The sequence below is a fragment of the Sphingomonas plantiphila genome (genome assembly GCF_046000505.1).
In the GTDB taxonomy this organism is placed as follows: Bacteria; Pseudomonadota; Alphaproteobacteria; order Sphingomonadales; family Sphingomonadaceae; genus Sphingomonas; species Sphingomonas plantiphila.
The window spans coordinates 2016612-2040455 of sequence record NZ_JBELQC010000001.1 but is presented as its reverse complement, the minus strand read 5'-3'; the positions used below and the strand labels follow the sequence as shown (position 1 = coordinate 2040455).

General features: G+C 67.4%; 26 protein-coding genes. 19 read left to right on the top strand and 7 right to left on the bottom strand.

Annotation, left to right across the window (positions count from 1 at the left end):
- The first annotated feature begins 54 nt into the window (after positions 1-54).
- Together ABS767_RS09695 and ABS767_RS09690 are read left to right on the top strand one after the other, a co-directional pair.
- A complete protein-coding gene (locus tag ABS767_RS09695; protein WP_408078148.1) occupies positions 55-1005 on the top strand; it encodes a cation diffusion facilitator family transporter in 951 nt (316 codons plus the stop codon).
- A complete protein-coding gene (locus ABS767_RS09690) occupies positions 998-1666 on the top strand; it encodes an HAD hydrolase-like protein (protein WP_408078147.1) in 669 nt (222 codons plus the stop codon). The genes ABS767_RS09695 and ABS767_RS09690 overlap by 8 nt, the downstream gene beginning before the upstream one ends.
- Here ABS767_RS09690 and ABS767_RS09685 read toward each other — a convergent pair.
- The gene (locus ABS767_RS09685; protein ID WP_408078146.1) at positions 1640-2266 is read right to left on the bottom strand and encodes a cupin domain-containing protein; all 627 of its coding nucleotides are present in this window, start codon (positions 2264-2266) and stop codon (positions 1640-1642) included. The genes ABS767_RS09690 and ABS767_RS09685 overlap by 27 nt on opposite strands.
- A gap of 28 nt (positions 2267-2294) precedes the next feature.
- On the opposite strand from ABS767_RS09685, the gene tgt reads away from it, so the two are divergent.
- The 4 genes from tgt (at position 2295) to ABS767_RS09665 (ending at position 7775) form a co-directional block, all read left to right on the top strand.
- A complete protein-coding gene (gene tgt, locus ABS767_RS09680) occupies positions 2295-3425 on the top strand; it encodes a tRNA guanosine(34) transglycosylase Tgt (RefSeq protein ID WP_408078145.1) in 1131 nt (376 codons plus the stop codon).
- Between the two features lie 50 nt (positions 3426-3475).
- Positions 3476-3685, top strand: coding sequence for a hypothetical protein (locus ABS767_RS09675; RefSeq protein WP_408078144.1), 210 nt, complete (start codon positions 3476-3478; stop codon positions 3683-3685).
- Positions 3686-3716: 31 nt separating this feature from the next.
- The gene (locus ABS767_RS09670) at positions 3717-6554 is read left to right on the top strand and encodes a M16 family metallopeptidase (RefSeq protein WP_408078143.1); all 2838 of its coding nucleotides are present in this window, start codon (positions 3717-3719) and stop codon (positions 6552-6554) included.
- Positions 6555-6716: 162 nt separating this feature from the next.
- Positions 6717-7775: a cell wall hydrolase gene (locus tag ABS767_RS09665; RefSeq protein ID WP_408078142.1), complete on the top strand. Its 1059-nt coding sequence runs from the start codon at positions 6717-6719 to the stop codon at positions 7773-7775.
- A 59-nt stretch (positions 7776-7834) separates the two neighbouring features.
- Here ABS767_RS09665 and ABS767_RS09660 read toward each other — a convergent pair whose 3' ends face one another.
- Complete coding sequence (locus tag ABS767_RS09660) at positions 7835-8431, bottom strand: hypothetical protein (RefSeq protein WP_408078141.1); 597 nt, start codon at positions 8429-8431, stop codon at positions 7835-7837.
- A gap of 196 nt (positions 8432-8627) precedes the next feature.
- Between ABS767_RS09660 and ABS767_RS09655 the strand changes: the two genes are divergently transcribed.
- The gene (locus tag ABS767_RS09655) at positions 8628-8855 is read left to right on the top strand and encodes a hypothetical protein (RefSeq protein WP_408078140.1); all 228 of its coding nucleotides are present in this window, start codon (positions 8628-8630) and stop codon (positions 8853-8855) included.
- Between the two features lie 43 nt (positions 8856-8898).
- On the opposite strand, the gene ABS767_RS09650 is transcribed toward ABS767_RS09655, so the two are convergent.
- Together ABS767_RS09650 and ABS767_RS09645 are read right to left on the bottom strand one after the other, a co-directional pair.
- Positions 8899-9465: a glycine zipper 2TM domain-containing protein gene (locus ABS767_RS09650; protein WP_408078139.1), complete on the bottom strand. Its 567-nt coding sequence runs from the start codon at positions 9463-9465 to the stop codon at positions 8899-8901.
- A 100-nt stretch (positions 9466-9565) separates the two neighbouring features.
- Positions 9566-10390, bottom strand: coding sequence for a class I mannose-6-phosphate isomerase (locus tag ABS767_RS09645; protein ID WP_408078138.1), 825 nt, complete (start codon positions 10388-10390; stop codon positions 9566-9568).
- Positions 10391-10518: 128 nt separating this feature from the next.
- Here ABS767_RS09645 and ABS767_RS09640 point away from each other — a divergent pair, with 128 nt between their 5' ends.
- Together ABS767_RS09640 and recN are read left to right on the top strand one after the other, a co-directional pair.
- Positions 10519-11388 (top strand): outer membrane protein assembly factor BamD, encoded by an 870-nt coding sequence (locus ABS767_RS09640; protein ID WP_408078137.1) that lies wholly within the window; start codon positions 10519-10521, stop codon positions 11386-11388.
- 64 nt (positions 11389-11452) lie between these two features.
- On the top strand, positions 11453-13114 hold the full coding sequence (gene recN / locus ABS767_RS09635; RefSeq protein WP_408078136.1) for a DNA repair protein RecN: 1662 nt from the start codon (positions 11453-11455) through the stop codon (positions 13112-13114).
- On the opposite strand, the gene ABS767_RS09630 is transcribed toward recN, so the two are convergent.
- On the bottom strand, positions 13111-13854 hold the full coding sequence (locus tag ABS767_RS09630; RefSeq protein WP_408078135.1) for a hypothetical protein: 744 nt from the start codon (positions 13852-13854) through the stop codon (positions 13111-13113). The genes recN and ABS767_RS09630 overlap by 4 nt on opposite strands.
- An 85-nt stretch (positions 13855-13939) precedes the next feature.
- Complete coding sequence (locus ABS767_RS09625) at positions 13940-15679, bottom strand: DUF885 domain-containing protein (protein ID WP_408078134.1); 1740 nt, start codon at positions 15677-15679, stop codon at positions 13940-13942.
- Between the two features lie 245 nt (positions 15680-15924).
- Between ABS767_RS09625 and ABS767_RS09620 the strand changes: the two genes are divergently transcribed.
- From ABS767_RS09620 to ABS767_RS09575, 10 genes are all read left to right on the top strand, one after another.
- Positions 15925-17145: an acyltransferase family protein gene (locus ABS767_RS09620; RefSeq protein ID WP_408078133.1), complete on the top strand. Its 1221-nt coding sequence runs from the start codon at positions 15925-15927 to the stop codon at positions 17143-17145.
- Entirely contained in the window at positions 17142-17759 is a 618-nt protein-coding gene (locus ABS767_RS09615; RefSeq protein WP_408078132.1) for a hypothetical protein, read from the top strand. The genes ABS767_RS09620 and ABS767_RS09615 overlap by 4 nt, the downstream gene beginning before the upstream one ends.
- A 5-nt stretch (positions 17760-17764) precedes the next feature.
- Positions 17765-18058, top strand: a complete 294-nt coding sequence (locus tag ABS767_RS09610) for a winged helix-turn-helix domain-containing protein (RefSeq protein ID WP_408078131.1) — start codon at positions 17765-17767, stop codon at positions 18056-18058.
- A 76-nt stretch (positions 18059-18134) separates the two neighbouring features.
- Positions 18135-19460, top strand: a complete 1326-nt coding sequence (locus ABS767_RS09605) for an APC family permease (protein ID WP_408078130.1) — start codon at positions 18135-18137, stop codon at positions 19458-19460.
- Positions 19457-20014, top strand: a complete 558-nt coding sequence (locus tag ABS767_RS09600) for an SAM-dependent methyltransferase (RefSeq protein ID WP_408078129.1) — start codon at positions 19457-19459, stop codon at positions 20012-20014. Before ABS767_RS09605 ends, ABS767_RS09600 begins: the two co-directional genes overlap by 4 nt.
- Before the next feature lie 43 nt (positions 20015-20057).
- Positions 20058-20438 (top strand): fluoride efflux transporter CrcB, encoded by a 381-nt coding sequence (gene crcB, locus ABS767_RS09595; protein WP_408078128.1) that lies wholly within the window; start codon positions 20058-20060, stop codon positions 20436-20438.
- Positions 20435-21568, top strand: coding sequence for an RluA family pseudouridine synthase (locus ABS767_RS09590; protein ID WP_408078127.1), 1134 nt, complete (start codon positions 20435-20437; stop codon positions 21566-21568). Before crcB ends, ABS767_RS09590 begins: the two co-directional genes overlap by 4 nt.
- Before the next feature lie 82 nt (positions 21569-21650).
- The gene (locus tag ABS767_RS09585; RefSeq protein WP_408078126.1) at positions 21651-22310 is read left to right on the top strand and encodes an HAD-IA family hydrolase; all 660 of its coding nucleotides are present in this window, start codon (positions 21651-21653) and stop codon (positions 22308-22310) included.
- Entirely contained in the window at positions 22307-22522 is a 216-nt protein-coding gene (locus ABS767_RS09580) for a hypothetical protein (protein WP_408078125.1), read from the top strand. The genes ABS767_RS09585 and ABS767_RS09580 overlap by 4 nt, the downstream gene beginning before the upstream one ends.
- Positions 22523-22525: 3 nt before the next feature.
- Positions 22526-23215, top strand: coding sequence for an ATP12 family chaperone protein (locus ABS767_RS09575; protein WP_408078124.1), 690 nt, complete (start codon positions 22526-22528; stop codon positions 23213-23215).
- Here the strand turns inward: ABS767_RS09575 and ABS767_RS09570 are convergent.
- The gene (locus tag ABS767_RS09570; RefSeq protein WP_408078123.1) at positions 23207-23782 is read right to left on the bottom strand and encodes a hypothetical protein; all 576 of its coding nucleotides are present in this window, start codon (positions 23780-23782) and stop codon (positions 23207-23209) included. The two genes, ABS767_RS09575 and ABS767_RS09570, sit on opposite strands and share 9 nt — an antisense overlap.
- Positions 23783-23844 lie beyond the last annotated feature (62 nt).

The window sequence follows — 23844 nt, the reverse complement described above, 5'->3', positions numbered from 1 at the left end:
GCGCGCCGTGGATGCGCTAGCATCTCATGCTGCACTGCGGTTAAGGTGAACGCGATGCACGGCTCCCATACCCACAACCCCGCCGGCCACAGCCACGGCCATCATGGCCACAGCCATGCGCCAAAGGACTTCGGCCGCGCCTTCGCCATCGGCACGATCCTCAATCTCGGCTTCGTGCTGGTCGAGGGACTGGCCGGAATCGCCACCGGATCGATGGCACTGCTGGCCGATGCCGGCCACAACCTGTCCGACGTGCTCGGCCTGCTGATCGCCTGGGGTGGCGCATCGCTCGCCAAGCGCCCCGCCTCGCGGCGTTTCACCTATGGGCTGAGCAGTTCGACGATCCTCGGCGCACTGGCCAATGCGGTCCTTCTGTTGTTCGCGGTGGGAGCGATCGCGCTCGAAGCGGTGCGGCGGTTCAACGACCCGACCCCCGTTCCCGGCCTTACCGTGATGATCGTCGCGGGGATCGGCATCGTCATCAACACCGCGACCGCGATGCTGTTCGTGCGCGGCGCCAAGGACGATCTCAACATCCGCGGTGCCTATCTCCATATGGCAGCGGACGCGGCGGTCTCCGTCGGTGTCGTCATCGGGGGCGGCCTGATCCTGCTGACCAGCGCCACCTGGATCGATCCCGCGATCAGCCTGCTGATCGTCGTCGTCATCCTGTGGAGCACCTGGGGTCTGCTGCGCGATTCGGTGGTCATGGCGCTCCATGCGGTCCCGCCCGGAATCGATCCGGACAAGGTCGAGGCATCGATCGCAGCGCTTCCCGGCGTCACCCGCGTGCACGATCTTCACATCTGGCCGATGAGCACCACCGAGATTGCGCTCACCGCGCATCTGCTGATGCCGCAGGGGCACCCGGGCGACGCGTTTTTGCAGGATGCCGAGCACCGGCTGGCGCATGATTTCGGCATCCGGCACGTGACCTTGCAGATCGAGATCGGCGACCATGATCCGTGCGGGCTTCAATCCGGTCATGGCGGCGCGCATGGCTGAGGCGCCCGCGCCGCTGCGCCTCGTCATTTTCGATTTCGACGGAACGCTGTCCGACAGCGGCGCCTGGTTCCTGTCGATCATCGACCATCTGTCCGATCGCTACGGCTTCCGCCGCGTCGAACCGCACGAGGTCGAGCCGCTGCGCAAGATGAGTTCGCGCGACGTGATCAGCCATCTGCGCATCCCGCGCTGGAAGCTGCCGTTCATCTCGCGCTACGTCCGTCGCCTGTTCGGTCGCAACACCGATCAGGTTCACCTCTTCGCCGGGGTGACCGAAATGTTGGCGCAGATCGAGGCGATGGGCATTCCGCTCGCGCTGGTTACCTCCAACAGCGAAGCGAACGCCCGCGCCGTTCTAGGCCCGGAAAACGCCGCACGGTTCAGTTGGTGGGCGTGCGGCGCGTCGCTGTTCGGCAAGGCGCCCAAGTTCCGCAAGATCCTCCGCGCGAGCGGCATCCCGGCCGAACGCATCGTCTCGCTCGGCGACGAGACCCGCGATATCGACGCGGCGCGCGAAGTCGGCATCCGCGCCGGAGCGGTGCTGTGGGGCTATGCGGAGCCGGAGGCGTTCGCACACCTCAACCCCGACATCGCCTTCGCGACGCCCGACCAGGTCGTCACCTTCATCCGCCAGTCAGCCGACATGCACCGCAAGCCATAAAGTCGGCGCGTCGGGATCGGTCCGCGTGACCCAATGCCGGGTGCCGCCGGGTATCAGGAGATGATCGCCCGGTGCCAACGCGGTCTCGGTACTGTCCTCGAACCGGATCGCTGCGCTGCCCTGTAGCAGGATCACCCACTCGTCCTCGCGCTGCACCAGCGGCGCGTCCTCCGGCGTTGCCTGCCCGTGCGAGACGATCCGCTCGACCCGCACGCCCTCACGCGCCAGCAAGTCGGTAAACACCTCGCCTTTCCTCGCCGCCGGCAGTCTCTTCCACAGATTGTCGGTCTTGAGCTTTTTCAGTCGGGGCTTCGGCTTGGGCTTCTCCGCCGGTGCCGGCTTGGGGCTGGTCTTTCGCTTCGGGAGCCCCTTGGCGGCCTCCTTCCAGTCGCTGCGCATCGCGCCGCGCAGATAGGCCTCGATCTCGTCCGCGCCAGCCGTGAGCCCGTCCTCGCCGAACCCGAGCAACTGGTTGCCATCCGCATCCTGAAGGCCGAATTTGCCGAAGTCGCCCCCCGGCTTGCGCCGTCGCGACTTGACGAGCGTCAGTCCGCGATGGCGCGCGGATTCGCGCAGGGCCTGGTCAGCTTCGCTTGCCATATTCTCCTCAACGCAGCATCGGACGGTCATGTCCCGTTTCACCTTCACCATCCATGCCACCGACGGCAAGGCACGTACCGGTACGATCGCGATGCAGCGCGGCGAGATTCGCACCCCTGCCTTCATGCCGGTCGGTACCGCCGCCACCGTCAAGGCGATGAAACCCCGCGACGTCCGCGCGTCTGGCGCCGACATCATCCTCGGCAACACCTATCACCTGATGCTTCGCCCGACCGCCGAGCGGATCGATCGCCTCGGCGGGCTGCATCGCTTCATGGGGTGGGAGCGCCCGATCCTCACCGACAGCGGCGGCTATCAGGTGATGAGCCTGTCCGACCTCACTAAGCGCAGCGAGGAAGGGATCGTCTTCAAGTCGCATCTCGACGGCTCGCGCCACCTGCTCAGCCCCGAACGCTCGATGGAGATCCAGCGGCTGCTCGGCTCGAACATCGTCATGGCCTTCGACGAACTCGTCCCTACCACCTCGACCCGCGAGGTGCAGGCGGCCGCGATGGAGCGCTCGATGCGCTGGGCGAAGCGCTCACGCGACGCATTCGACGCCGGCGGCGACCATGCTGCGAACAATGCGCTGTTCGGCATCCAGCAGGGTGCGCTCGACCAGGAACTGCGCAAGGCCAGCGCCGATGCGCTGCTCGATATCGGTTTCGACGGCTATGCGGTCGGCGGCCTCGCGGTCGGCGAAGGACAGGAGGCGATGTTCGGCGTGCTCGATTACGCCCCCGGCCAGCTCGATGCCGCCAAGCCGCGCTATCTGATGGGCGTCGGCAAGCCCGACGACATCGTCGGCGCGGTCGAGCGCGGCATCGACATGTTCGACTGCGTTCTCCCGACCCGTTCGGGTCGCACCGGTCAGGGGTTCACCGCCAACGGCCCGGTCAACATCCGCAATGCCAAGTTCGCCGAGGATCAGGAGCCGCTCGACGCGCAATGCGGCTGTCCTGTCTGCGCCAACTGGAGCCGCGCCTATCTGCACCACCTTGTTCGCTCGGGCGAAATCCTGGGCGCGATGCTGATGACCGAGCACAATCTGCACTTCTACCAGTCGTTGATGGCCGATCTGCGCGCGGCGATTGCGAAGGGACAGCTTGCCGCCTTCGCCAACGCGTTCCGTGCGCAATATTACGGGAATCGCGGCTGATTGCGTGCGCCGCGCCGCTGTCCTACTTCTGTGCCACAGAGGAGTATCCAGTGACCGACAAGACTGAAGTTCAGGACGAAATCGCCAACGAAATCACTGCGGCAGCCCGGATCGCGCGCGATGCTGCCGAGCGCGCCGAGGGTACGCCGGAGCCTGGCGATGCGAAGAAATGGCCGCTTGCGAAGATCGGTATCGGCATCGGCTCGGCGGCGCTCGCCGCCGCGCTGCTGTACGCCGCGCGCAGCCGCAAGAACGACTGACCCTTCCCCTCCTTTTCGGAGACCAATAACCATGCGCCTGACCCGCACCGCCCTGTACCTCAGCGCCGCCCTGCTTCCCTTCACCGTGCATGCGCAGGAGGCAGCGCCTGCCCCAGCATCGCAGCAGATCGCAGTCGCGCCGCTCGATTTCACCGAGCGCACCCTGCCCAACGGGCTGAAGGTCTATGCGATTCGCGACACCTCGACCGCCAATGTCTCGGTCCAGGTCTGGTACGACGTTGGCAGCAAGGACGATCCGGCAGGCAAATCGGGCTTTGCGCACATGTTCGAACATCTGATGTTCAAAGGCACGCGCAACTTGGTCGACGAGCAGATGGACCGGCTGACCGAGGATGTCGGCGGGTATAACAACGCCTCCACCAACTCGGATTATACCAACTATTATGAGGTGGTCCCGGCCAACCATCTCGAACGCCTGCTATTCGCCGAAGCGGATCGCATGGCGAGCCTGGTGGTGGACGAGAAGGTGTTCGCGTCGGAACGCGACGTGGTGAAGGAAGAGCTGCGCAGCCGCGTCCTGGCCCAGCCGTACGGCAAGCTCTTCTACGTCTATTTCCCCAACATCTCCTACGGCGTGCATCCCTATGCCCGCCCCGGCATCGGCAGCATCGAGGATTTGGACGCGGCGAATATCAACGACATCCTCGCCTTCCATGCGACTTATTACCGGCCCGACAATGCGGTTTTGGTCGTCGCGGGCAATTTCGACCCGGCACAACTGGACAAATGGGTAGACAAATATTTCGCGCCGATCGCGAAGCCGAACCGCCCGATCCCCCGCGTCACCGTCGCCGAACCGGCACGGACGCAGGCGGTTCGCAAGACAGTCTATGAGGCCAACACGCCGCTTCCTGCGGTGCTGCTTAGCTATCAGCTCCCGCCCGATAACGATCCCGACATGCCCGCGCTCACCGTCCTCGACGGCATCTTGTCGGGCGGCGAGAATTCCCGCCTGTACCGCAACCTCGTCTATCGCGACCAGTTGGTGGCGCAGGCGGACACCTTCCTCGATTCGCGCCAGTCGACCGGCGCCTATGCGATGTACGCCATCCTCGCCGGCGGAAAGTCCGTAAAGGATGGGGAGGCAGCGATGCGGCGCGAGATCGCCGCGCTGCGCGACACGCCGGTGACCGACGCCGAACTCGCCGAGGCCAAGAACGAGATTCTGACCTCCGCGCTGCGCAGCCGCGAGACTGCGGAGGGCAAGGCATCGACGCTCGCCGCATCGATCATCATCGACCGCGATCCGCGCCACAGCGACCGCCAGCTTGCCGACATCGCCAAGGTGACGGCTGCAGACGTCCAGCGCGTCGCGCGCAAATATCTCGGCGACAACCAGTCGGCCGCGATCGTCTATCTGCCCGAAGCAATGGCGCAGGGGGCAAAGGGCGACAGCGTCGGCGTCGCCACGACCGTCAAGGTGGCGCCACTCGTCGCGCCAAGGGATATCGTTATCCACACGGCGGCGAACGAGGCTGACCGGGTCGCCATCCCTGCGCCCGGCGCGCCGGTTTCCCCCGCGATCCCGGTCGCGAACGAGACTAGGCTCGCCAATGGCATGCGTGTGATCGTTGTGGAGAAGCGGGATCTGCCGATCGTGACCGCGACGGTGGTTGCGCCGGCCGGGGGAGCCGAAGATCCGCAGGGCAAAGCGGGGACCGCCGCGCTCGCCGCGGACCTGCTGACCAAGGGGACCGCAACGCGGTCCGCCGAGCAGATCGCCCAGCAGATCGAATCGCTCGGCGGATCGATCGGTGCGGGTGCGGACTGGGATGCCGCCTTCGCGACGGTAACGGTCAAGGCCGACGAGGTCGAACCGGCGCTGACCGTTCTCGCCGATGTCGCTCGCAACCCCGCCTTTGCGCAGGAGGAGCTGGATCGCGCGCGCAAGCAGACGCTGGACGGCGTGACCGTGCAGCTCAAGGACCCGGCGGCGCTCGCCGGCATCGTCGCCAACCGCGCGGTGTTCGGAACCGCGCCCTATGGCCATATGCTGACCGGCAATCCCACGTCCCTGCCCAAGGTGACGCGGGAAGACATCGCGTCGGCCTATGCGCGCGCCTGGCGCCCCGAGCGCGCCGCGCTGGTCGTCGTCGGCGATATCGGCAAGGCGCAGGCGGACGCACTCGCGCAAAAGCTGTTCGGCGACTGGAAGGGCGGCGAGGTGAGCGTCAGCTCGGGCCCGGTGGTCGCCGCACCCAAGCCGCGCGTGATCGTCGTCGACCTGCCCGAAGCCGGTCAGGCAGGCGTGGTCGTGGCGCGGCCCGGCATCTCGCGCGACAACAAGCAATTCTATGCGGCACAGGTCGCCAACGCCACGCTCGGCGTCGGCTTCACCTCACGCCTCAACCGCGAAATCCGCATCAAGCGCGGCCTGGCCTATGGCGCGGGCAGCAGCGTCGACGCACGTCGCCAGCCCGGCATCGTCACCGCGTCGACGCAGACCAAGAACCCGTCCGCGCCCGAAGTCGTCGCGCTGATCGCCGCTGAAATGACCGCGCTAGGGACCGGCCCGGTACCGGAGGCGGAACTGGAATCGCGCAAGGCCGTGCTGGTCGGCAGCTTCGGCCGCAGGATCGAGCGCACCGATGGCATCGCAGGTGCACTGGCGGACTATGTCGCTGACGGGGTGCCGCTGAATACGTTGCAGACCTATATCCCGACGATCCAGGGGGTCGATCCCGCGGCGGTTCAGGCCGCGGCGAAGACGGTCCTCGCGCCATCCGGCGCGAGCATCGTGGTGGTCGGCGATTCGAAGCAGTTCTTGGACGAGCTTCGCAAGACCTATCCACAGCTGGAAGTGATCCCGGCCAGCGCCCTCAACCTCGACAGTGCAACGCTGAAATGAGGCCAGCCTCCCGGGAGAGCCGACCCGCATAGCCCGTCCGACCCGTCCTAATATTACCTTAACTATCAATCGTTTCAGCGTGGGACGGCACAAAAACGGCAGCACAAAATAAAGCTTCGTTCCGCTATGGCGGGCTCGGGAGACCTTCCCGGCGGGACGGACATGCTGCGACGGATGACGCGACTACAGCTTCGGGGACTGGCGGCGGCGCTGATCGCGTCGCTGATCGGCGCGGGCTTCTCCGCGCACGCCGGATTGACCGCGCTCCACGCTTCGCAACAGGGCGCTCGCGCCGCAGGACCGGAACCGACCGGCTATGAGGCCGACGACCATTTTCCGGGCGCCGCCTTTTATCAGCTTGCCGACGAGGAGCGCAGCACGCCCTCGATCGGATCGACGGGCACGGTCGATCTGCCCGACGTCCCGGTTCCGGAGGACGCGACGGCCGATCCGACGATCCGGCCGGCCCCGCCGTTCGACCTGCGCGGATCGGGGCAGGACAAGGCGCGCGCGCTGCAGTGCCTGACGACCGCGATCTATTACGAAGCCGCGACCGAGCCCGATGACGGTCAGCGCGCCGTAGCGCAGGTCATCCTCAACCGCGTGCGCCACCCCACCTTTCCGGGGACGGTTTGCGGCGTAGTCTATCAGGGGTCGGAAAAATCGGGCTGCCAATTCAGCTTCGCGTGCGACGGATCGATGGCGCGCAAGCCCGAGCGGACCTTTTGGGACCGCGCGTCGCGCGTCGCGTCGGCGGCACTTGCGGGCGAAGTGTTCGCGCCGGTCGGCATGGCGACGCATTACCATACCCACGCCGTGACCCCGCGCTGGAACAAGAGCCTGGTGATGACCGGCGTATTCGGCGCGCACTTCTTCCACCGGTGGAAGGGCTATTGGGGCACGGGTGCGGCCTTCACGCAAGCCTATCGCGGGGGCGAGCCGTTGCCGGGGCCCAAGGCCATCGTCGCGACCGCAGCGGTGGAAGCAAAGCCCGCGCCGGTTCCCAGCGCGACCCCGGCCCCGACGGGCTTTAGCAATGCGATCGATCGCCCCAGCAATCCGCTGCTCCGACCTACCCCCGCCGCGGCGGTCCCACGCACAGAACGGGCGGAGCAGCGCCGGGAAGAGGTCCAGAGCGGCGATCCGCTGCCGCGTTATGCCGCGCCGGCGGAGTCGCAAGTGCTTGACCGATGGAAAGACAGCGGTCGGCCCATCCGATAACGGAAAACGGCCCCCGCACCGAGATGCGGAGGCCGTGCTACCTTTCGAGTGGCAGTTAGTTAGCGGCGCTGCTGCCAGTCGCGACGTTCCCAGCGAATCTTGCGCGCCAGCACGTCGAAGCGGCGATCCAGGTCGGCCCGCTCTGCTGCGGTCAGGCCCGGACGGCTCTGGCGATAGCGTGCTTCGAGCGCCGCGATACCGCGGAACTCAGCCCTCAGACGGGCCGCTTCGGCGCGGGTCAACTGCCCGCGGCGCACGCCCTGATCGATCCGCTGATCGAGCAGCCGCTGACGCTCGTTAATGTTCCACCAGCCATTGTCCGCGCCCGGCCGATTCTGATTATCGCGGCGCTCGAAACGGATCTTGCGCGACAGCACGTCGAAACGGCGGTCCAGATCGCGGCGTTCGGCTGCGGTCAGCCCCGGGGCCGACCGACGGTAGCGCGCCTCGAGCTCGGCAATACCGCGATATTCCGCACGCAAGCGGATCGCTTCGCCGCGGGTCAGCTGCCCGGTACGCAGACCCTGGTCGATCCGCCGGTCAAGCTGCGCCTGGCGCTGGTTGATATTCTGCCAGCCGGCCTGCGCGCTCGCGGCGGGGACGGTGACGGTGGCGATGCCGAGACCGGCGATCATCAGTGCGAACTTCTTATTCATCGACCTTCTCCTCGTTCAAATCAGGCGCCGCCTCTGCGGCTGTCTTCGGTATCGCGGGTGGATGTCTCAGCGATTTGGCGGGAATGTCGCTTTTGTGTCGCGGCGTGTCGCAGTCGCGACAGCTCCGTTCATAATCGTTAATGCCACCCGGGTGTTGTATCTTGCCAATACGCCGTGGATGGGCCATCTTGAGGCCATGCTGAACATTCTTTCTCTGGTCACTGGAGCGGTGGCGCTGCTCATCGCGCTGATTGGTATCCTGCCGATTCCGCTGTTGCCGCTGGTCAACTGGATCGCATTTCCGATCGCGGTCGTCGGCCTTGTCTTTGGCGTGCTGTCCCGCGGCACAGCCGGACGCAATCTTAACATCGTCGTCCTGGTGATCAGCGGGCTGCGTCTTTTTCTGACCGGTGGCCTGATCTGACAGGATTGCCCCGGCCCGAGGGCCGAGGCATCCATTTATACGTTTAGCGGCAGCGCATGTTGCCGCGGTCGATCGACGAACCGAGCGCCGCGCCACCTGCTGCGCCCAGCAGCGTGCCAAGGACGCTCGACCGGCCATTTGTCAGGGCATTGCCCAAGAACCCGCCGGCGATGCCGCCGACGATCAGACCCGTCGTGCCATCATTGCGGCGGCAATAATAACGGCCGTCGCGTCCGCGATAGATGCGGTCCTGTCGCGTCAGGCGCCGTTCCTGATAATAGCGACCGTCGCGATAGTAATCGTCGGCATAGTAAGCCCGCTGGCCGCGCGCGGGCCGGTTCCAGTCGTAATTGCGATACTGGCGCCAGTCACGCCGATCGGCGCGGCGGTCCCGACGCGCATCGCGCAGTTCCTCGCGATACTCGCGCTGGGCTTGTCGGCGCTCGCGCGGCGTGTCGGCGCGGCGCATGTCGCGGCGATAATCGCGCTGCGCGTCGCGCACCTCCTCACGATATTCGCGGTTCGATTCGCGCGGCGTCTGCTGCGCCATGGCCGGGATCGGGGTCAGCACGACCGACGCCATCATCGCGGCAATCATCTGGATACGCATCGGATACACTCCTGTAGCTTTCAATGGTTGTCCAAACGACCCTGACCGGCGCGCGGTTGCGTGAACGGAAAACTACTTCCCGTTCATGCTATAGTCGGCTTCAGATGCGGGCGTCGCCGGGGTAGGCGAACAGCAGATCGCTGTCCTCCGATGCGCTCACCACCGCGCTGCCCGTCAGGGTGACGCACTCCCCCGCCTGCCACGCGACCCCGTCGACGTCGCCGACGCCACGCACGGGGATCAGCCAGCCCGTCACGCCGTGCGGCAGACGCACCACACGGTCCCCGCCCTCCCAGCGCTCGAGAATGAACTTCGGGCCCTCGACGAGGATCGAGCGCCCCGGTTCCACCGCGCCCGGAGCCGGCGCGGGGACCCATGGATCGAGATCCGCGACCGCGATCCCATCGTCCAGATGCAGCTCGCGGGGCCGCCCATAGTCATACAGCCGATAGGTCGTTTCGCTATTCTGCTGCACCTCGATCAGCGTCAGGCCTGCGCCGATCGCATGAACCGTGCCCGAGGGCGCATAAAGCACGTCACCCGCGCGTACCGGCTTCCAGTCGAGCATCTCTTCGATCGATCCATCGATCGCCGCGTTGCGCAACGCGTCCGACTCCACGCGCTCGCGCGGGCCCAGTGCGATGGTCGAATCGGGTTCGGCCGCGAGGATGACCCAGCATTCGTCCTTGCCCCGCGGCAGGCCGCGCAAATGCGCCGCCCTGTCGTCGGGATGAACCTGAACCGACAGCTTCTCGCTGGTGAAGAGATATTTGATCAGCAGGTCCGGCGCGGCGTCTCCGGGGGTTTGAAACCAGATTTCGCCGATCGGTTCGGAGCCCTCCGCCGGATCGTCGAAGCCGGGCCACAGGCGGTGTCGCCCCCATGGCTTTTCGACCCTGTGTGTGGCCAACAGCTGAGCGGGCATCGAGCCTCCCCTGATCAGAGCATAAGATGGTGCGAGAACGCCCCAAATCTGCGCGTCGATCCACTTCGCCGCAACCACCGGCAAAAAACATTTCGCGCGCCCGCAACCCTCGGCTAAGAACCTGCGCAATGCGTACGCTTTCCATCCGCTCGCTCTCGCTGGTCGCTCTTGCCGTGCTGGCCCTTCCCATCGCCGGCTGCGCGCGCGGCGGCGGCACCCGTGCCGACCTGCCCTATGTCGCGCGCGACGTCGGCACCTTGTACACGGCGGGCAAGGACCGTCTGGACAAGGGTCAGTACAAGCTTGCCGCCGCGCTGTTCGACGAGGTGGAGCGCCAGCACCCCTATTCGGTGTGGGCGCGGCGTGCGCAGCTGATGGGCGCCTTCGCCTATTATCTCGACAAGAATTACACCCAGGCGATCCAGTCGGCGCAGCGGTTCCTGGCCGTGCACCCGGGCAACCGCGATGCGCCCTATGCCTATTATCTGATCGCGCTCAGCTATTACGAGCAGGTCAGCGACGTCACCCGCGACCAGAAGATCACCCAGCAGGCGCTCGACGCGCTGGGCGAGCTCAACCGGCGCTATCCCAACACCCGCTACGCCGCCGATGCGCGGCTCAAGATCGACCTCGTCCGCGACCATCTGGCGGGCAAGGAGATGGAGGTCGGGCGCTATTATCAGACGAAGGGGCAGTGGCTCGCCTCGATCATGCGCTTCCGCACGGTGATCGACCAGTATCAGACCACGACGCATACGCCCGAAGCGCTGATGCGCCTGACCGAAAGCTATCTCGCGCTCGGCATCAAGGACGAGGCGAAGAAATCCGCCGCCGTGCTCGGCGCCAATTATCCGGGCACTCAATGGTATGAGCGGGCCTATGAACTGGTGCAGAAGCATGGCACACCGGTCCCGGTACCGGCGCTCGCATCGCCCGCGGCGCGTCCTGAACGCGACGAGCCACGGCGCCCCGCATCTCCGACCGACGAGACGAACTGAGCGCCCGCGCCGCCACGGTGAATCGCCTCTCCCAAGGCGGAACAAAAAGGGGTAATGCGGGCCGATGCTGACCGCATTGTCCATTCGCGACGTGGTGTTGATCGAGGCGCTGGACCTCGAATTCGGCGCAGGCCTTGGCGTCCTCACGGGCGAAACCGGGGCCGGCAAGTCGATCCTGCTCGATTCGCTGGGCCTCGCGCTGGGTGCGCGGGCCGATAGCGGGTTGGTGCGCCAGGGGGCGCCCCAGGCCGCGGTGACCGCCAGCTTCGAACTGGCCGATCGGGCGGCGGTCGCGGCCTTGCTGGACGACAGCGGGCTGAACCATGATCCGTCCGAACCGCTGACGATCCGCCGCTTGGTCAAGGCCGATGGCGGCAGTCGCGCCTATGTCAACGACCAGCCCGCGTCTGCGGGACTGTTGCGGGAACTGGGCGCGCTGCTGGTCGAGATCCATGGCCAGCACGACGATCGCGGCCTGCTCAACCCGCGCGGCCATCGCGCGCTGCTCGACAGCTTCGCCCGCGCCGACACCGCCGCCGTCGCCGCCGCGCATCGCGCGCTGCGCGACGCCGAGGACGCGCTCGCCGCCGCGCATGCCGAGCAGGAAAGCGCCGCGCGCGACCGCGAATGGCTCGAACACGCGGTCACGGAACTGACCAAGCTGGCCCCCGAACCGGGCGAGGAAGCCGTGCTCGCCGAACGCCGCGCGACGATGCAGCGCGGCGAGAAAATCGCGGGCGAGCTTCAGGCGATCGCCGAGCTGATCGACGGGTCGGACGGCGCGCTCACCCGGCTGCGTCAGGCGGCGCGCATCCTGGAGCGAATCGCCGAGGATCACCCTGCCCTCGCTGAAGCGCTGGCCGCGCTCGATCGTGCGCTGAACGAGGGCAGCGCGACGCAGGAGGGGATCGATAGCGCCGCCGACGCCCTGGCTTTCGACCCCGCGGCGCTGGAGGCGGATGAGGCACGATTGTTCGAGCTGCGCGGCCTCGCCCGCAAGCATCGCGTCCAGCCTGACGACCTTGCCGAACTGACCGATACGCTGGCCGTACGGCTGGAGCGGATCGAGGGGGGCGAAGGGCTGATCACGCGCCTCACCGCCGATCTCGCGGCGGCGGAAACGGCCTATGTCGCGGCGGCGGAAGCGCTGTCGGCTACCCGCGCCGCCGCCGCCGCGCGGCTCGACGCGGCGGTCGCGGCCGAACTCGCCCCGCTCAAGCTGGATGCCGCGCGTTTCCGCACCACGGTCGAACCGCTGCCGCGCGATCAATGGTCCGCCGCTGGCCGCGACCGGGTGGAATTCGAGGTATCGACCAACCCCGGCGCCCCCTTCGCGCCGCTGATCAAGATCGCCTCGGGCGGCGAACTGTCGCGCTTCATCCTGGCGCTCAAGGTCGCGCTGGCGGAGGAAGGCGGCGCACGGACGCTGATCTTCGACGAGATCGATCGCGGCGTGGGGGGTGCCGTCGCGAGCGCGATCGGCGAGCGGCTGGCGCGGCTGGCGGCGGGGACGCAGCTGCTGGTGGTGACGCATAGCCCGCAGGTTGCGGCGCGGGGCGGCAAGCATCTGTTGATCGCCAAGAGCCATGACGGGTTCGTGACCCGGACCGGGGTGCGGCAGCTCGATGAGGCCGAGCGGCGGGAAGAGATCGCCCGGATGCTGTCCGGTGCGCAGATCACCGACGAGGCGAGAGCTCAGGCCGAACGGCTGCTCGAAGCGGCCTAGCCGCCGCGATTGGCGATCAGGTCGATATCGGTGCCGCCGTCGCCGCGGCTCGACAGGAACACGACATAGGCCGAGTCGTCTTTGCTGCGTGTTCCGCCCAGCACATGCTGGCCGTCCTTCAGCTGATGTTCCGCAGTGTATCCGCCGCGGACGGCGCGGGTGTAGTACCAGTCGATCATCGTCTGTAGCGGCTGGGGGGTCGAGAAGGTGACGACGCGCAGGCCGCACTGGCCGCCATCCGCTCCGGCGGCTTCGGTCACCCGGGCCTGGGGGTGGAGCGGCATGTCGGCGGGGAGTCGCGCTGCCCAGACGGCCGAGTAGTTCAGTTTCGCGGCGCACTCCGACGTCCGGCGATCCTTCTGCCCCGCCGCCAGCCCAGCGAGGGTCACCGACTTGTCCTGGGCGTCGCAGGCGTCGCACTTGCCGTCGACCGGGTCGGGTGCCTTGAGCAGCTCGCCCTCGGCGGGCATCGCGGCCTTGGCGGCGGCGACGGTGTCGGACGGGATCGGCGCCGAATAGGGCTGGCTCGGCGGGCGGATCGCATCCTTGTTCGACTGCTGGGCGAGCTGCGGATCGACCATGATCTGGTCCTGCAGCGCGCCCATCAGCGCCGGATCGGCGGAGTTGCCGCCGATCTCGTCGTCCAGCGCATCGACATTGCCCGCCGCGCTTCCGCCGCCGCACGCGGCCAGCGCCAGCGGCATCAGCAGGATGGCAATTGCATTCGACCGACGGCCCATCATCACGCTCCGTTCCGGCCGGAGAAAATGCCGGATTTGGGCCAAGTTGATGACAGGGCAGGGTTAAGGAAGCGTTGGCGATCCCTCAGCCGGCCTTGGCGATCCGCTCCTTTTCCGCCGCGATGAAGCTGTCGATCTGCGCGTCGAGCACGTCGAGCGGCACCGCGCCCTGCTCGAGCACGGCGTCGTGGAAGCGCTTCAGATCGAACTCGGTGCCCAGCGCCTGTTCCGCCCGCGCGCGCAGCTCGCGGATCTTGAGCTCGCCGAGCTTGTAGCCCAGCGCCTGGCCCGGCCAGCTGATATAGCGATTGACCTCCGCATCGATGTTCGCGGCGGACAGCGCGGTATTGTCGAGCATGTACTTGACCGCGCGTTCCTTGGTCCAGCCCTTGGAATGGATGCCGGTATCGACGACGAGACGGCATGCGCGCCACATCTCGTAGGACAGCCGCCCCATCTGCTTTTCGGGCGTGTCGTACAGCCCCATCTCGATCCCGACGCGCTCGGCATACAGCCCCCACCCCTCGGTAAAGGCGGTGAAGCTGGCGAGATAGCGACGGAATTTCGCGGTCTCGAGCTCCTGCTGCAGCGCGATCTGGTGGTGGTGCCCCGGCACCGCTTCATGCGCGGTCAGCGCGGGCAGTTCGTAGAGCGGGCGCTGATCGAGCTTCGACGTGTTGACATAGTAATTGCCGGCCATGCCCAGTTCGGGATTGCCGGGCCCGTAATAGGCGGTCGTGGTCCCCTCCGCGGTCTCCGCCGGGATGCGGCGCAGGCCGTAGGAGAGCCGCGGGAGACGATTGAAGAAGCCCGGCATCTTGCCGTCGATCTCCTTGGCCTGCAGCGCGGCGGCGGCCATCAGTTCCTCGGGCGTCTTGGCATAGTATTTCGGGTTGGTGCGCAGTTCCTGAACGAACGCCTCGCGCGTGGCGAAGCCGGCGTCTTTCGCGACCTTTTCCATCTCGGCCCGGATGCGGGCGACCTCGTCCAGCCCGATCTTGTGGATCTGATCGGCGGTCAGGTCGGTCGTGGTGAGCTGGCGGATGCGGAAGGCGTAATAGCGCGCGCCGTCGGGCTGCGCCGACACCCCGACGGCCTTGGCGCATTTCGGCTCATAGCTGGTGCGATAGAAGTCCGCGGCCTTGGCATAGGCCGGGTTGATGACTTCGGTGACGGTCTTCTGCGCGCGCGCCTGCAGCGCAGCCCATTCGGCGTCGGTCGCATCGACGGGCTTGGTCCGGGTAAACGGAGCATAGAAGCGCGATTTGGTCGCATCCTGCTGGATCACCCCACGGATCGTTCCTTCGAACCCGACCAGGCTGACACAGGGCTGGACATAGCCGCCCTTCACCGCCTGGGCGGTGATGTCGATCAGCGTGTCGTTGGTCGCCGGGAATTTGCCGAGCCGGTCGAGATAGGCGGCATAGTCCGCCTTGCGCCGGAACGCGGTCCGCTCCCCCTGCCCCGCCGCGCCCTGCCACGGATTGGAATAGCTGGTGAACAGGATCGTGCGCTGTCCGAAGCCGTTCGCCTCGATGCTTTCCGACAGCAGCCGGCGCAGGATGGCCTTGTCGGTGCGCTGTGCCGGGGTCAGGCCAGCGTCGGGGATCGCGTCGAGCCGCTTGAGGAACACCGCCTCCGCCGCCGCGCGGCGATCGTCGGCCGCGAGACTGGCGTCGCCGACTGCGGCCGGATCGGTATCCACCCCCATCGATCGCGCGAAGCCCGGATTCTCCTTGAGCACCCATTCGAAATGCTCGTCGAGCAGCGCGCGGAAGTCGTCCGACGGCCCCGCGGTGGCGGGGGTCGCGAACGCGAGCGCCAAGACGACCCCCACACATGAACCTGACAATTTCGCGCGGGTGTCACGCAGGACGGAAAGGCTGGGGCGACGACGCCGATCAAGGGGGATGTTCATGCCGAAAGGCAAGCAAATCGGCTCCAACATTGCAAGGCCGTCGACGTCCTGACGGCCAAAGGCATCGACATTACGGCCTGTTCAACAAGTTTGCTTTGTAAACTGGTTTTCGTTATCCCGAAGCTGTGATTGATTCGCAGAGGAGGCTTTCGATGACCCAGACCGGTACGCCGCCGACCCGGCTACACGCGCTCGATGCCGTCCGTGGCGGCGCGTTGCTGCTCGGCGTCGCTTTTCATGCCAGCCTGAGCTTTGTGCCGGGCCCGCAATTCTGGGTGGTGCGCGACGCCGCCGATCCGCTGATCGGCAATTTCACGATCGTCGCGCACATGTTCCGCATGACCCTGTTCTTCCTGATCGCGGGGTTTTTCGGGCGCATGCTGATCGAGCGGCGCGGGACCGGCGGCTTCGTCGCGGATCGGGCGGAGCGCATCGTCGGGCCGCTCTTTGCCTTCTGGCCGCTGGCGCTCGCGGGGATCATCGCGACCTTCGTGTGGGGCGCGGCGGTGATGAACGGTGGTGCGCTCCCGACCAACCAGCCCGCACCTCCACCGCCCACGCTGGCGACGCTGCCGCTGACGCATCTATGGTTTCTCTATCTGCTGACGCTGTTCTACCTCGCCGTACTAGCACTGCGCGGCGTCGCACGACTGGTCGACCGCGAGGGACGCGTCGCGGCGCAGGTCGCCGACCCGTTGCTGGCCGGCGCGATCCGCAGCGGTTCGGTCGCCGTCCTGCTGGCAGTGCCGGCAACTCTGCTGCTGGCCGGGACGCCGGGATGGATGCCGGTGATGGGCATTCCGACCCCCGATATCGGCCTGATCCCCAATGCGGCGGCGAGCGCGGCCTATGGAACCGCCTTCCTTGCCGGCTGGCTACTGCAGCGCCAGCCGGAGCAGCTGAGCCGGATCGCGGCGCGCTGGCCACTGCACCTGATCGGCGCGGTGGTGCTCACCGGCGGGCTGTTGCTGCATAGCGCCGGGGTGCCGCTGTTCACGCCGGCGGCAGGGCCAGCCACCCCCGTGTTGCTCGCGGCCGCCTACATGATCGCGAGCTGGTGCTGGACGCTCGGGCTGCTGGGCGCGGCGCTCCGCTTCCTCGATGCCGAGCGCCGCTGGGTCCGCTACATCGCCGACGCGTCCTATTGGATCTATCTGATCCACCTTCCCGTGGTGATGGCGCTGCAGGTACTGGTCTATCCGCTCGCTGCGCCCGCGCTGGTCAAATTCGCGATCGTGATGGTGAGCGCTTCCCTTATCCTGTTCGCCAGCTATCACCTTCTGGTGCGGCGCAGCTTTCTGGGCCGCTGGCTCAACGGGCGGACCTATCCGCGCACGCGCCAACCCGCGACGATGGAGGTGCAGACCGCATGACCGATCCCTCCCAGAGCGCGCGCGACGACCTTGCCTTCGTCCGCGCGCTGGTGACCGAAGGCGGCGCAGTACAGGGATCGCTCGGCCAGGCGCTGCTGGCCGGCGGCCTGTGCTATGGCATCCAGTGCATGGTCCAATGGGGGCTTTACATCAGCGGCTGGCAGGCACCGACTGTCGTGCACCTGACCGCCGGGATCCTGCCGTCGGTGATCTTCATCGGGCTGATCATCTGGCTGTCGCGGCGCAATCGCGGTGCGGTCCCGCACGGCATGGCGATGCGCGCGCTGAACGCGGCGTTCGGCAGCTCCGGCCTTGCCGCGATGACGACTGCGGTGATCTTCGGCTATCTGGCGTGGCGCTATCACGACATGGGCATCTTCCTGTTTCATCCGTTGATGGTCGCGGTGGTGCAGGGCGCGGTGTGGTACGTCGCCTTCGCCATCCGCCGCCGCACGTGGCTGGGTATGGTATCGATCGGGTGGTTCGTCGCCGCCATGCTGGGCGCGTTGACGATCGAACGGCTGGAGCTGTTCATCCTGCTGATCGGCGTCGCCCTGCTGCTGTTGATGGCCCTGCCCGGCTGGATCCTGATGCGAAGCGCGGCCAATAGCTGACCGCGATGAAGGATTTCGACATCGGCAAGATCGACGACGTGATCCACGGCCGGATGCGGCTGGGGATCATGGCCTATCTCTCCGATGCCGAGGTTGCCGACTTCAACGAGTTGAAAGCGCTGCTCGACGCGACGCAGGGCAATCTGTCGGTGCATCTGCGCAAGCTGGAAGAGGCGGGCTATATCGCGATCGAGAAGAGTTTCTCGGGCCGCAAGCCGCTGACGCGCGCGCGCATGACGCCTGCGGGGCGCAAGGCGTTTGCCACCTATCTTGAAGCGCTGGTCAAGCTGATCGCATAAGGAACCGCTGCGCCCAGCCGTCCGTTGCCCAGGCAATCGACAGCCACCTCCCCGGAGACTGCCGGATGCCGACCTCGTGACGACCGATTCGCTGCAGCCGCGCCGCACGCTCGGCGCGCTCGATATCTTCGCGCTGACCGTCGGGATCGTCGTCGGCGCGGGGATTTTCCGGACGCCTGCGCTGGTGGCGGGGGTGTCGAGCGACGAGACCGCGATGATCCTCGCCTGGGTGGCGGGGGGCGTCCTCTCGATCGTCGGGGCGCTCTGTTACGCCGAGATGGCGGCGGCCTGGCCGCATATGGGCGGCGACTATCATTTCATCGGGCGCGCCTTCGGGCAGCGGATCGCGTTCCTCTATGCCTGGGCGCGGCTGGCGGTAATCCAGACCGGGTCGCTGGCGCTGCTGTCCTTCATTGTCGGCGACTATCTCCAGATCCTGCTCCCGCTCGGTCCCGCCGGGTCGGCGATCTGGGCGGCGCTGGCGGTGGTGGCGGTGAGCGCGATCAACTGGCTCGGGGTGCGGTGGGGGACGCAGGCGCAGCGCTGGCTGACGCTGGCGGAGGTGCTGGGACTGGTCGCGATCATCGTCGCCGGACTGGCGGTCGCGCCTGCCGGTGCCGCGCCCCCCGCGACGGTCGATGGCGGCGGCGCGTTCGGGCTGGTGATGGTGTTCGTGCTGCTCTCCTATGGCGGCTGGAGCGAGGCCGTATACGTTTCCGCCGAGATGAAGGACCCGCCGCGCCGGATCGCGGCGATCCTGTGCGCGGCGCTGGGGCTGGTCACGATCCTGTACGTGCTGGTCAACCTTGCCCTGTTGAACGCGCTTGGCCTGGCCGGGATGGCGGGCAGCGACGCCGTGGCGGCGGAGTTGATGCGGCGCGCGCTGGGCGATGGCGGGGCGGCGGTGATCAGCGGGGCGATCGCCGTGGCGGCGCTGACCAGCGCCAATGCCACCGCGATCACCGGCGGGCGGACGGCGTGTGCGCTGGGCCGCCGGTTCGGCGCGCTGCGCTGGCTGGGGCGGTGGGATGGCGCGCGCGACACGCCGGGCAATGCGCTGGTGGCGCAGGGGGCGATCGCACTGCTGCTGGTCGCGCTCGGCGGGCTGGCGCGCGACGGGTTTCGCGTGGCGGTAGAATATACCGCGCCGGTATTCTGGCTGTTCCTGCTGCTCGGGGGCTTGTCACTGTTCGTGCTGCGCCGGCGCGAGCCCGATGCGGTCCGGCCGTTTCGGGTACCGCTCTACCCGGTGCTCCCGGCAATTTTCTGCGCGACGACCGCGTATCTGCTATGGTCGAGCCTCGCCTATACCGGCTGGGGGGCGCTGGCGGGGGTGGCAGTGCTGGCTGCGGGCGCCGCATTGCTGCTGGTCCTCAAGCCCGAAGAGGAGCGGTTCGAATGAAGCTCATGATCCTCACCGCCGCCGCATTGGTCGCGGGCAGCGCGATCGAGCCGCCGGCGACGCCGCCTCCGCCCGCCGTCACGCAAGGCCAGACGCCGGACGTGATCTACGTCCCCACTCCGCCCGAGGTGGTGGAGGCGATGCTCGACATGGTGGCGTTGCGCGACGGCGACGTGCTGTACGATCTCGGCTCGGGCGACGGGCGCATCCCGATCGCGGCGGCGAAGCGCAGGCAGGTCAGGGCGACCGGGATCGATATCGACCCGCAACGCATCCGGGAAGCCAGGGCCAATGCCGCGGCGGCGGGCGTGAGCGACGCGGTGACGTTCAAGCAGGCGGACCTGTTCACCAGCGACTTCAGCGACGCCAGCGTGGTGACGCTCTACCTGCTCGACACGCTGAACGAGAAATTGCGGCCCAAGCTGCTCGCCGAGCTCAAGCCCGGGACGCGGATCGTCAGCCATGCCTTTCGCATGGGCGACTGGGCGCCGGAGAAGCAGCAGACGATCAACGGGCGGACGATCTATTTCTGGACGGTCCCGCCGCGGAACTAGCGCAGGCATCGACCGCGTGGCGTTTCCGCGCTAACGGCGGGCGATGTTCCACCTTTTTCTCGTCATGCTGGGCGGCGCGATCGGCGCCGGCGCGCGGCATCTGGTCGGTCGCGCGACCTTTGCGCTGTTCGGGCCGGGGCTTCCGCTCGGCACGCTGACCGTCAACATCCTGGGCGGGTTCGCGATGGGCCTGCTCGTCGGCTGGCTCGCGGCGCGGGCGGGCGGCGACCATGCGTTGCGCTATCTGCTCGGCGTCGGGGTGCTCGGCGGCTTCACCACCTTCTCGGCCTTCTCGCTCGAAACCGTGCTGATGCTCCAGCGCAACCAGTATCTGCCGGCGCTCATCTATATCGCCGCGTCGGTGATCTTCTCGATCGCGGCGCTGTTCGCGGGGCTGCAGGTCAGCCGGATGGTGGTCGCATGAGCGTCGAGGCGAATGTCCGCCAGTTCACCGTCGCGCTCGACGATGACGGCATCCGGCTCGATCGCTGGTTCAAGCGGCATCTGCCCGACACCAGCTTCAACATCGTCTCGCGCTGGGCGCGGACGGGGCAGCTGCGCGTCGACGGCGCGCGAGCGACTCCGGGCGACCGCATCCAGGCGGGCCAGGTGATCCGCGTGCCGCCGGCCGAGGCGGTGCAGCCCGCCACTGCAAAGCCCAAGAAGGCGCGCGTCCAGCTTTCGCCCGAGCAGATCGAGTTCGCCGAATCGATGGTGATCCATCGCGACGCGCAGGCGATGGTGCTCAACAAGCCACCGGGCCTCGCGACGCAGGGCGGGACCAAGACGCACGACCATGTCGACCAGCTGCTCGACGGGCTTTACTTCGATCTCGATACGCGGCCCAAGCTGGTCCACCGGCTCGACAAGGATACGTCGGGCGCGCTGGTGCTGGCGCGGACGGCGCGTGCCGCCGCCTATTTCTCGAAGAGCTTTTCGGGCCGGACCGCGCGCAAGACCTATTGGGCGATCATCGTCGGCGTGCCGAGCATCGAGGACGGGTTCATCGACCTGCCGCTGGGCAAGCAGCCGGGTACCGGCGGCGAGAAGATGCAGGTCGACGAGAAGGAGGGCCAGCCCGCGCGCACCCGCTATCGCGTGATCGACCGTGCCGGCAACCGCGCCGCCTGGGTCGAGCTGCAGCCGCATACCGGACGCACGCACCAGCTGCGCGTGCACATGGCGGCGATCGGCCATCCGATCGTCGGCGACGGCAAATACGGCATGGTGGAAGCGTTCCTGTCGGGCAGCATCAGCCGCAAGATGCACCTGCATTCGCGCCGCATCCGCATCGACCATCCCGATGGCGGCAAGCTGGACGTGACCGCCGACCTGCCGACGCACTTCGCCGAGACGCTGGTCCAGCTCGGCTTCGACATCGAGGATGGCGACAAGCTGCCGCCCGACGAGAAGGTGCCGTTCACCAAGGAGCAGGAAAAGGCCAAGGCGAAGGCGCACGCCAAGACCTATCGCAAGGAACGCCGCGGCGAACGCCAGGGGCGCCGCGACACGACCGCGAAGAAAAAGCCTGCTCGGAAACCGGCGAAGAAATGAGAGATTGCCCCACGACCGTTTGTGCTGAGCCTGTCGAAGCACTGCGGCCCTTCGACAGGCTCAGGGCAAACGGAGGTTGGGCATGATCCGGCTCGCCGTGTTCGACTGCGATGGGACGCTGGTCGATTCGCAGGCCAATATCTGCCGCGCGATGGAGGCGTGCTTCGTCCAGCACCGGCTCGACCCGCCGACGCGCGAGGACATCCGCCGCATCGTCGGCCTCAGTCTCGTCCCCGCGATCGCCCGGCTGCTGCCCGAGGCGGACCCCGCGATGCACGCGGCGATGGCCGAAGCCTACAAGCGTGCCTTCCACGCCATGCGAATGGATGCCGCGCTCGACCCCGAACCGCTGTTCGATGGCGTGGCCGAGGCGATCGACGCGCTCGATTCGGCCGGATGGCTGCTCGGCGTTGCGACCGGCAAGTCCGATCGCGGGCTGGCACTGATCCTCGAGCATCACGGGCTGACGCAGCGCTTCGTCACGCTCCAGACCGCCGACCGCCACCCGTCCAAACCGCATCCCGCGATGCTGAACGCCGCGATCGCCGAGGCCGGGGGCGACCCTGCCGCGACGGTGATGATCGGCGACACCAGCTACGACATCGCGATGGCGGTGAATGCCGGGACCCATGCGGTCGGGGTTGCGTGGGGCTATCACGAGGCGCATGAATTGCATGCCGCCGGTGCGCATCACGTCACGACCCATGCGCGCGACCTGCCGGCGCTGCTGGAGGTGTTATGACCGAGGATCCCGCGCGCGGGCGCTATTTCGCGATGGTGTTCGCACAGATGATCGCGGTCGCCGGCGCGGTGTTCGGGCTGGTCATCATGGGCAAGTCCGACGCGATGTGGCTCCGCATCCTGGGTGCGGCGATCCTGATCTCCGGCCTCTATTGTATAGCGGTGGTGCCGCGCTCGCTCGCCCGCCGCTGGCGCACCCCGCCGACCGAGTAAATCATGAAACGATTCTGGAAGGACGTCGCGCTGGTTCCGGCGCCGGGCGGGCATGATCTCCACCTCGACGGGCGGCCGGTGCGCACGCCGGGCCGCGCCCCCGTCACCCTCCCCACTCCCGCGCTCGCCGAAGCGGTGGCGGAGGAATGGCGCGCGGTGGGCGACACGCTCGATCCGCGCGCGATGCCGCTCACCGGCCTCGCCAATGCCGCGATCGACCGGATCGCGCCCGATCCGCAGGGCTTCGCCGCCGGCCTTGCCAAATATGGCGAAAGCGACCTGCTCTGCTATCGCGCGGAGCATCCGCTGGAACTGCAACTGCGTCAGGCGGCAAGCTGGGACCCGCTGCTCGGCTGGGCGAAGGCGCGGCATGGCGCGCAATTGCAGGCCACCACCGGCATCATGCATTGCGCGCAGTCGCCCGAGGCGATCGAGCGCCTTACCAACGCCGTCTCGGCGCGGTCGCCGTTCGAGCTGGCGGGCCTGTCGCCGCTGGTCACCATCACCGGATCGCTGGTCGCGGCGCTCGCGCTGCTCGACCGCGCCGCCGATCCGGACGATGTCTGGTCGGCGGTCAACCTCGACGAGGATTGGCAGGTCGAGCATTGGGGTGAGGACGAACTCGCCCGCCAGACGCGCGACGCCCGCCGCGCCGAATATGACGCGGCGGTGCGGTTCCTCTCGCTACTCTAGCGGCGCTCCGGCCGGCGCGGCAGGTGCCTTGGGCAGCATCCAGGCGATCGCCGCCCCTGCTGCGAGCCACCCGGCGATCTCGCTGATCCACAGATAGACGAAATAGCCCGTGGGGGCATGGTTGAAGATCGGCTGGCCGAGCTGGCTATAGGCCGTGATCGCCACCGCGAAGAGGCCGACAGCAGTCAGCCGCTGCGCGAAGCGCATGCCCCCTGTCACGCGGGCGAGCGCGAACGCCAGCACCAGCGCGCAGACGACGCTGAGGATCAGGCCACCGACCAGCGACCCGGTATCGGGCAGCGCATAGCCATTGGTGTTGAACAGCACGAGCGCGATCGGCCCTTCGCCATAGGCCTGGGTACCGAGCGGCGTGCCCGGCCAGGGGATCGGATAGGCGCCGGTGCCGTTGGGTCCCAGATGCTGCGCCAGCACCGACTGGATCGCGACGCTGGCGCTGTCGCCCGCATTGCTGGTTGCCAGCATCGACAGCGGCGTTCCCCAGAAGATGAATCCGACGATCCACATCGCGACCCCGCCCAGCAGGCCGCCCAGCAAAATTCTCGTCATCTCAGCTCTCCCGTTACTCGCCGGGAGGATAGCGCGTTGCGCGAACGGAGGCGAAGGGCAAA

What these genes read in the sequence shown, in the direction of transcription:
- ABS767_RS09585 (WP_408078126.1), top strand. Translation starts at nt 21,651, where the DNA reads ATGATCCGGCTCGCCGTGTTCGACTGCGATGGGACGCTGGTCGATTCG.
- ABS767_RS09655 (WP_408078140.1), top strand. Translation starts at nt 8,628, where the DNA reads ATGCTGAACATTCTTTCTCTGGTCACTGGAGCGGTGGCGCTGCTCATC.
- ABS767_RS09620 (WP_408078133.1), top strand. Translation starts at nt 15,925, where the DNA reads ATGACCCAGACCGGTACGCCGCCGACCCGGCTACACGCGCTCGATGCC.
- ABS767_RS09640 (WP_408078137.1), top strand. Translation starts at nt 10,519, where the DNA reads ATGCGTACGCTTTCCATCCGCTCGCTCTCGCTGGTCGCTCTTGCCGTG.
- ABS767_RS09650 (WP_408078139.1), bottom strand. Translation starts at nt 9,465, where the DNA reads ATGCGTATCCAGATGATTGCCGCGATGATGGCGTCGGTCGTGCTGACC.
- ABS767_RS09670 (WP_408078143.1), top strand. Translation starts at nt 3,717, where the DNA reads ATGCGCCTGACCCGCACCGCCCTGTACCTCAGCGCCGCCCTGCTTCCC.
- recN (WP_408078136.1), top strand. Translation starts at nt 11,453, where the DNA reads ATGCTGACCGCATTGTCCATTCGCGACGTGGTGTTGATCGAGGCGCTG.
- ABS767_RS09685 (WP_408078146.1), bottom strand. Translation starts at nt 2,266, where the DNA reads ATGGCAAGCGAAGCTGACCAGGCCCTGCGCGAATCCGCGCGCCATCGC.
- ABS767_RS09590 (WP_408078127.1), top strand. Translation starts at nt 20,435, where the DNA reads ATGAGCGTCGAGGCGAATGTCCGCCAGTTCACCGTCGCGCTCGACGAT.
- ABS767_RS09695 (WP_408078148.1), top strand. Translation starts at nt 55, where the DNA reads ATGCACGGCTCCCATACCCACAACCCCGCCGGCCACAGCCACGGCCAT.
- crcB (WP_408078128.1), top strand. Translation starts at nt 20,058, where the DNA reads ATGTTCCACCTTTTTCTCGTCATGCTGGGCGGCGCGATCGGCGCCGGC.
- ABS767_RS09570 (WP_408078123.1), bottom strand. Translation starts at nt 23,782, where the DNA reads ATGACGAGAATTTTGCTGGGCGGCCTGCTGGGCGGGGTCGCGATGTGG.
- ABS767_RS09580 (WP_408078125.1), top strand. Translation starts at nt 22,307, where the DNA reads ATGACCGAGGATCCCGCGCGCGGGCGCTATTTCGCGATGGTGTTCGCA.
- ABS767_RS09690 (WP_408078147.1), top strand. Translation starts at nt 998, where the DNA reads ATGGCTGAGGCGCCCGCGCCGCTGCGCCTCGTCATTTTCGATTTCGAC.
- ABS767_RS09575 (WP_408078124.1), top strand. Translation starts at nt 22,526, where the DNA reads ATGAAACGATTCTGGAAGGACGTCGCGCTGGTTCCGGCGCCGGGCGGG.
- ABS767_RS09630 (WP_408078135.1), bottom strand. Translation starts at nt 13,854, where the DNA reads ATGGGCCGTCGGTCGAATGCAATTGCCATCCTGCTGATGCCGCTGGCG.
- ABS767_RS09665 (WP_408078142.1), top strand. Translation starts at nt 6,717, where the DNA reads ATGCTGCGACGGATGACGCGACTACAGCTTCGGGGACTGGCGGCGGCG.
- ABS767_RS09645 (WP_408078138.1), bottom strand. Translation starts at nt 10,390, where the DNA reads ATGCCCGCTCAGCTGTTGGCCACACACAGGGTCGAAAAGCCATGGGGG.
- ABS767_RS09600 (WP_408078129.1), top strand. Translation starts at nt 19,457, where the DNA reads ATGAAGCTCATGATCCTCACCGCCGCCGCATTGGTCGCGGGCAGCGCG.
- ABS767_RS09610 (WP_408078131.1), top strand. Translation starts at nt 17,765, where the DNA reads ATGAAGGATTTCGACATCGGCAAGATCGACGACGTGATCCACGGCCGG.
- ABS767_RS09660 (WP_408078141.1), bottom strand. Translation starts at nt 8,431, where the DNA reads ATGAATAAGAAGTTCGCACTGATGATCGCCGGTCTCGGCATCGCCACC.
- ABS767_RS09615 (WP_408078132.1), top strand. Translation starts at nt 17,142, where the DNA reads ATGACCGATCCCTCCCAGAGCGCGCGCGACGACCTTGCCTTCGTCCGC.
- tgt (WP_408078145.1), top strand. Translation starts at nt 2,295, where the DNA reads ATGTCCCGTTTCACCTTCACCATCCATGCCACCGACGGCAAGGCACGT.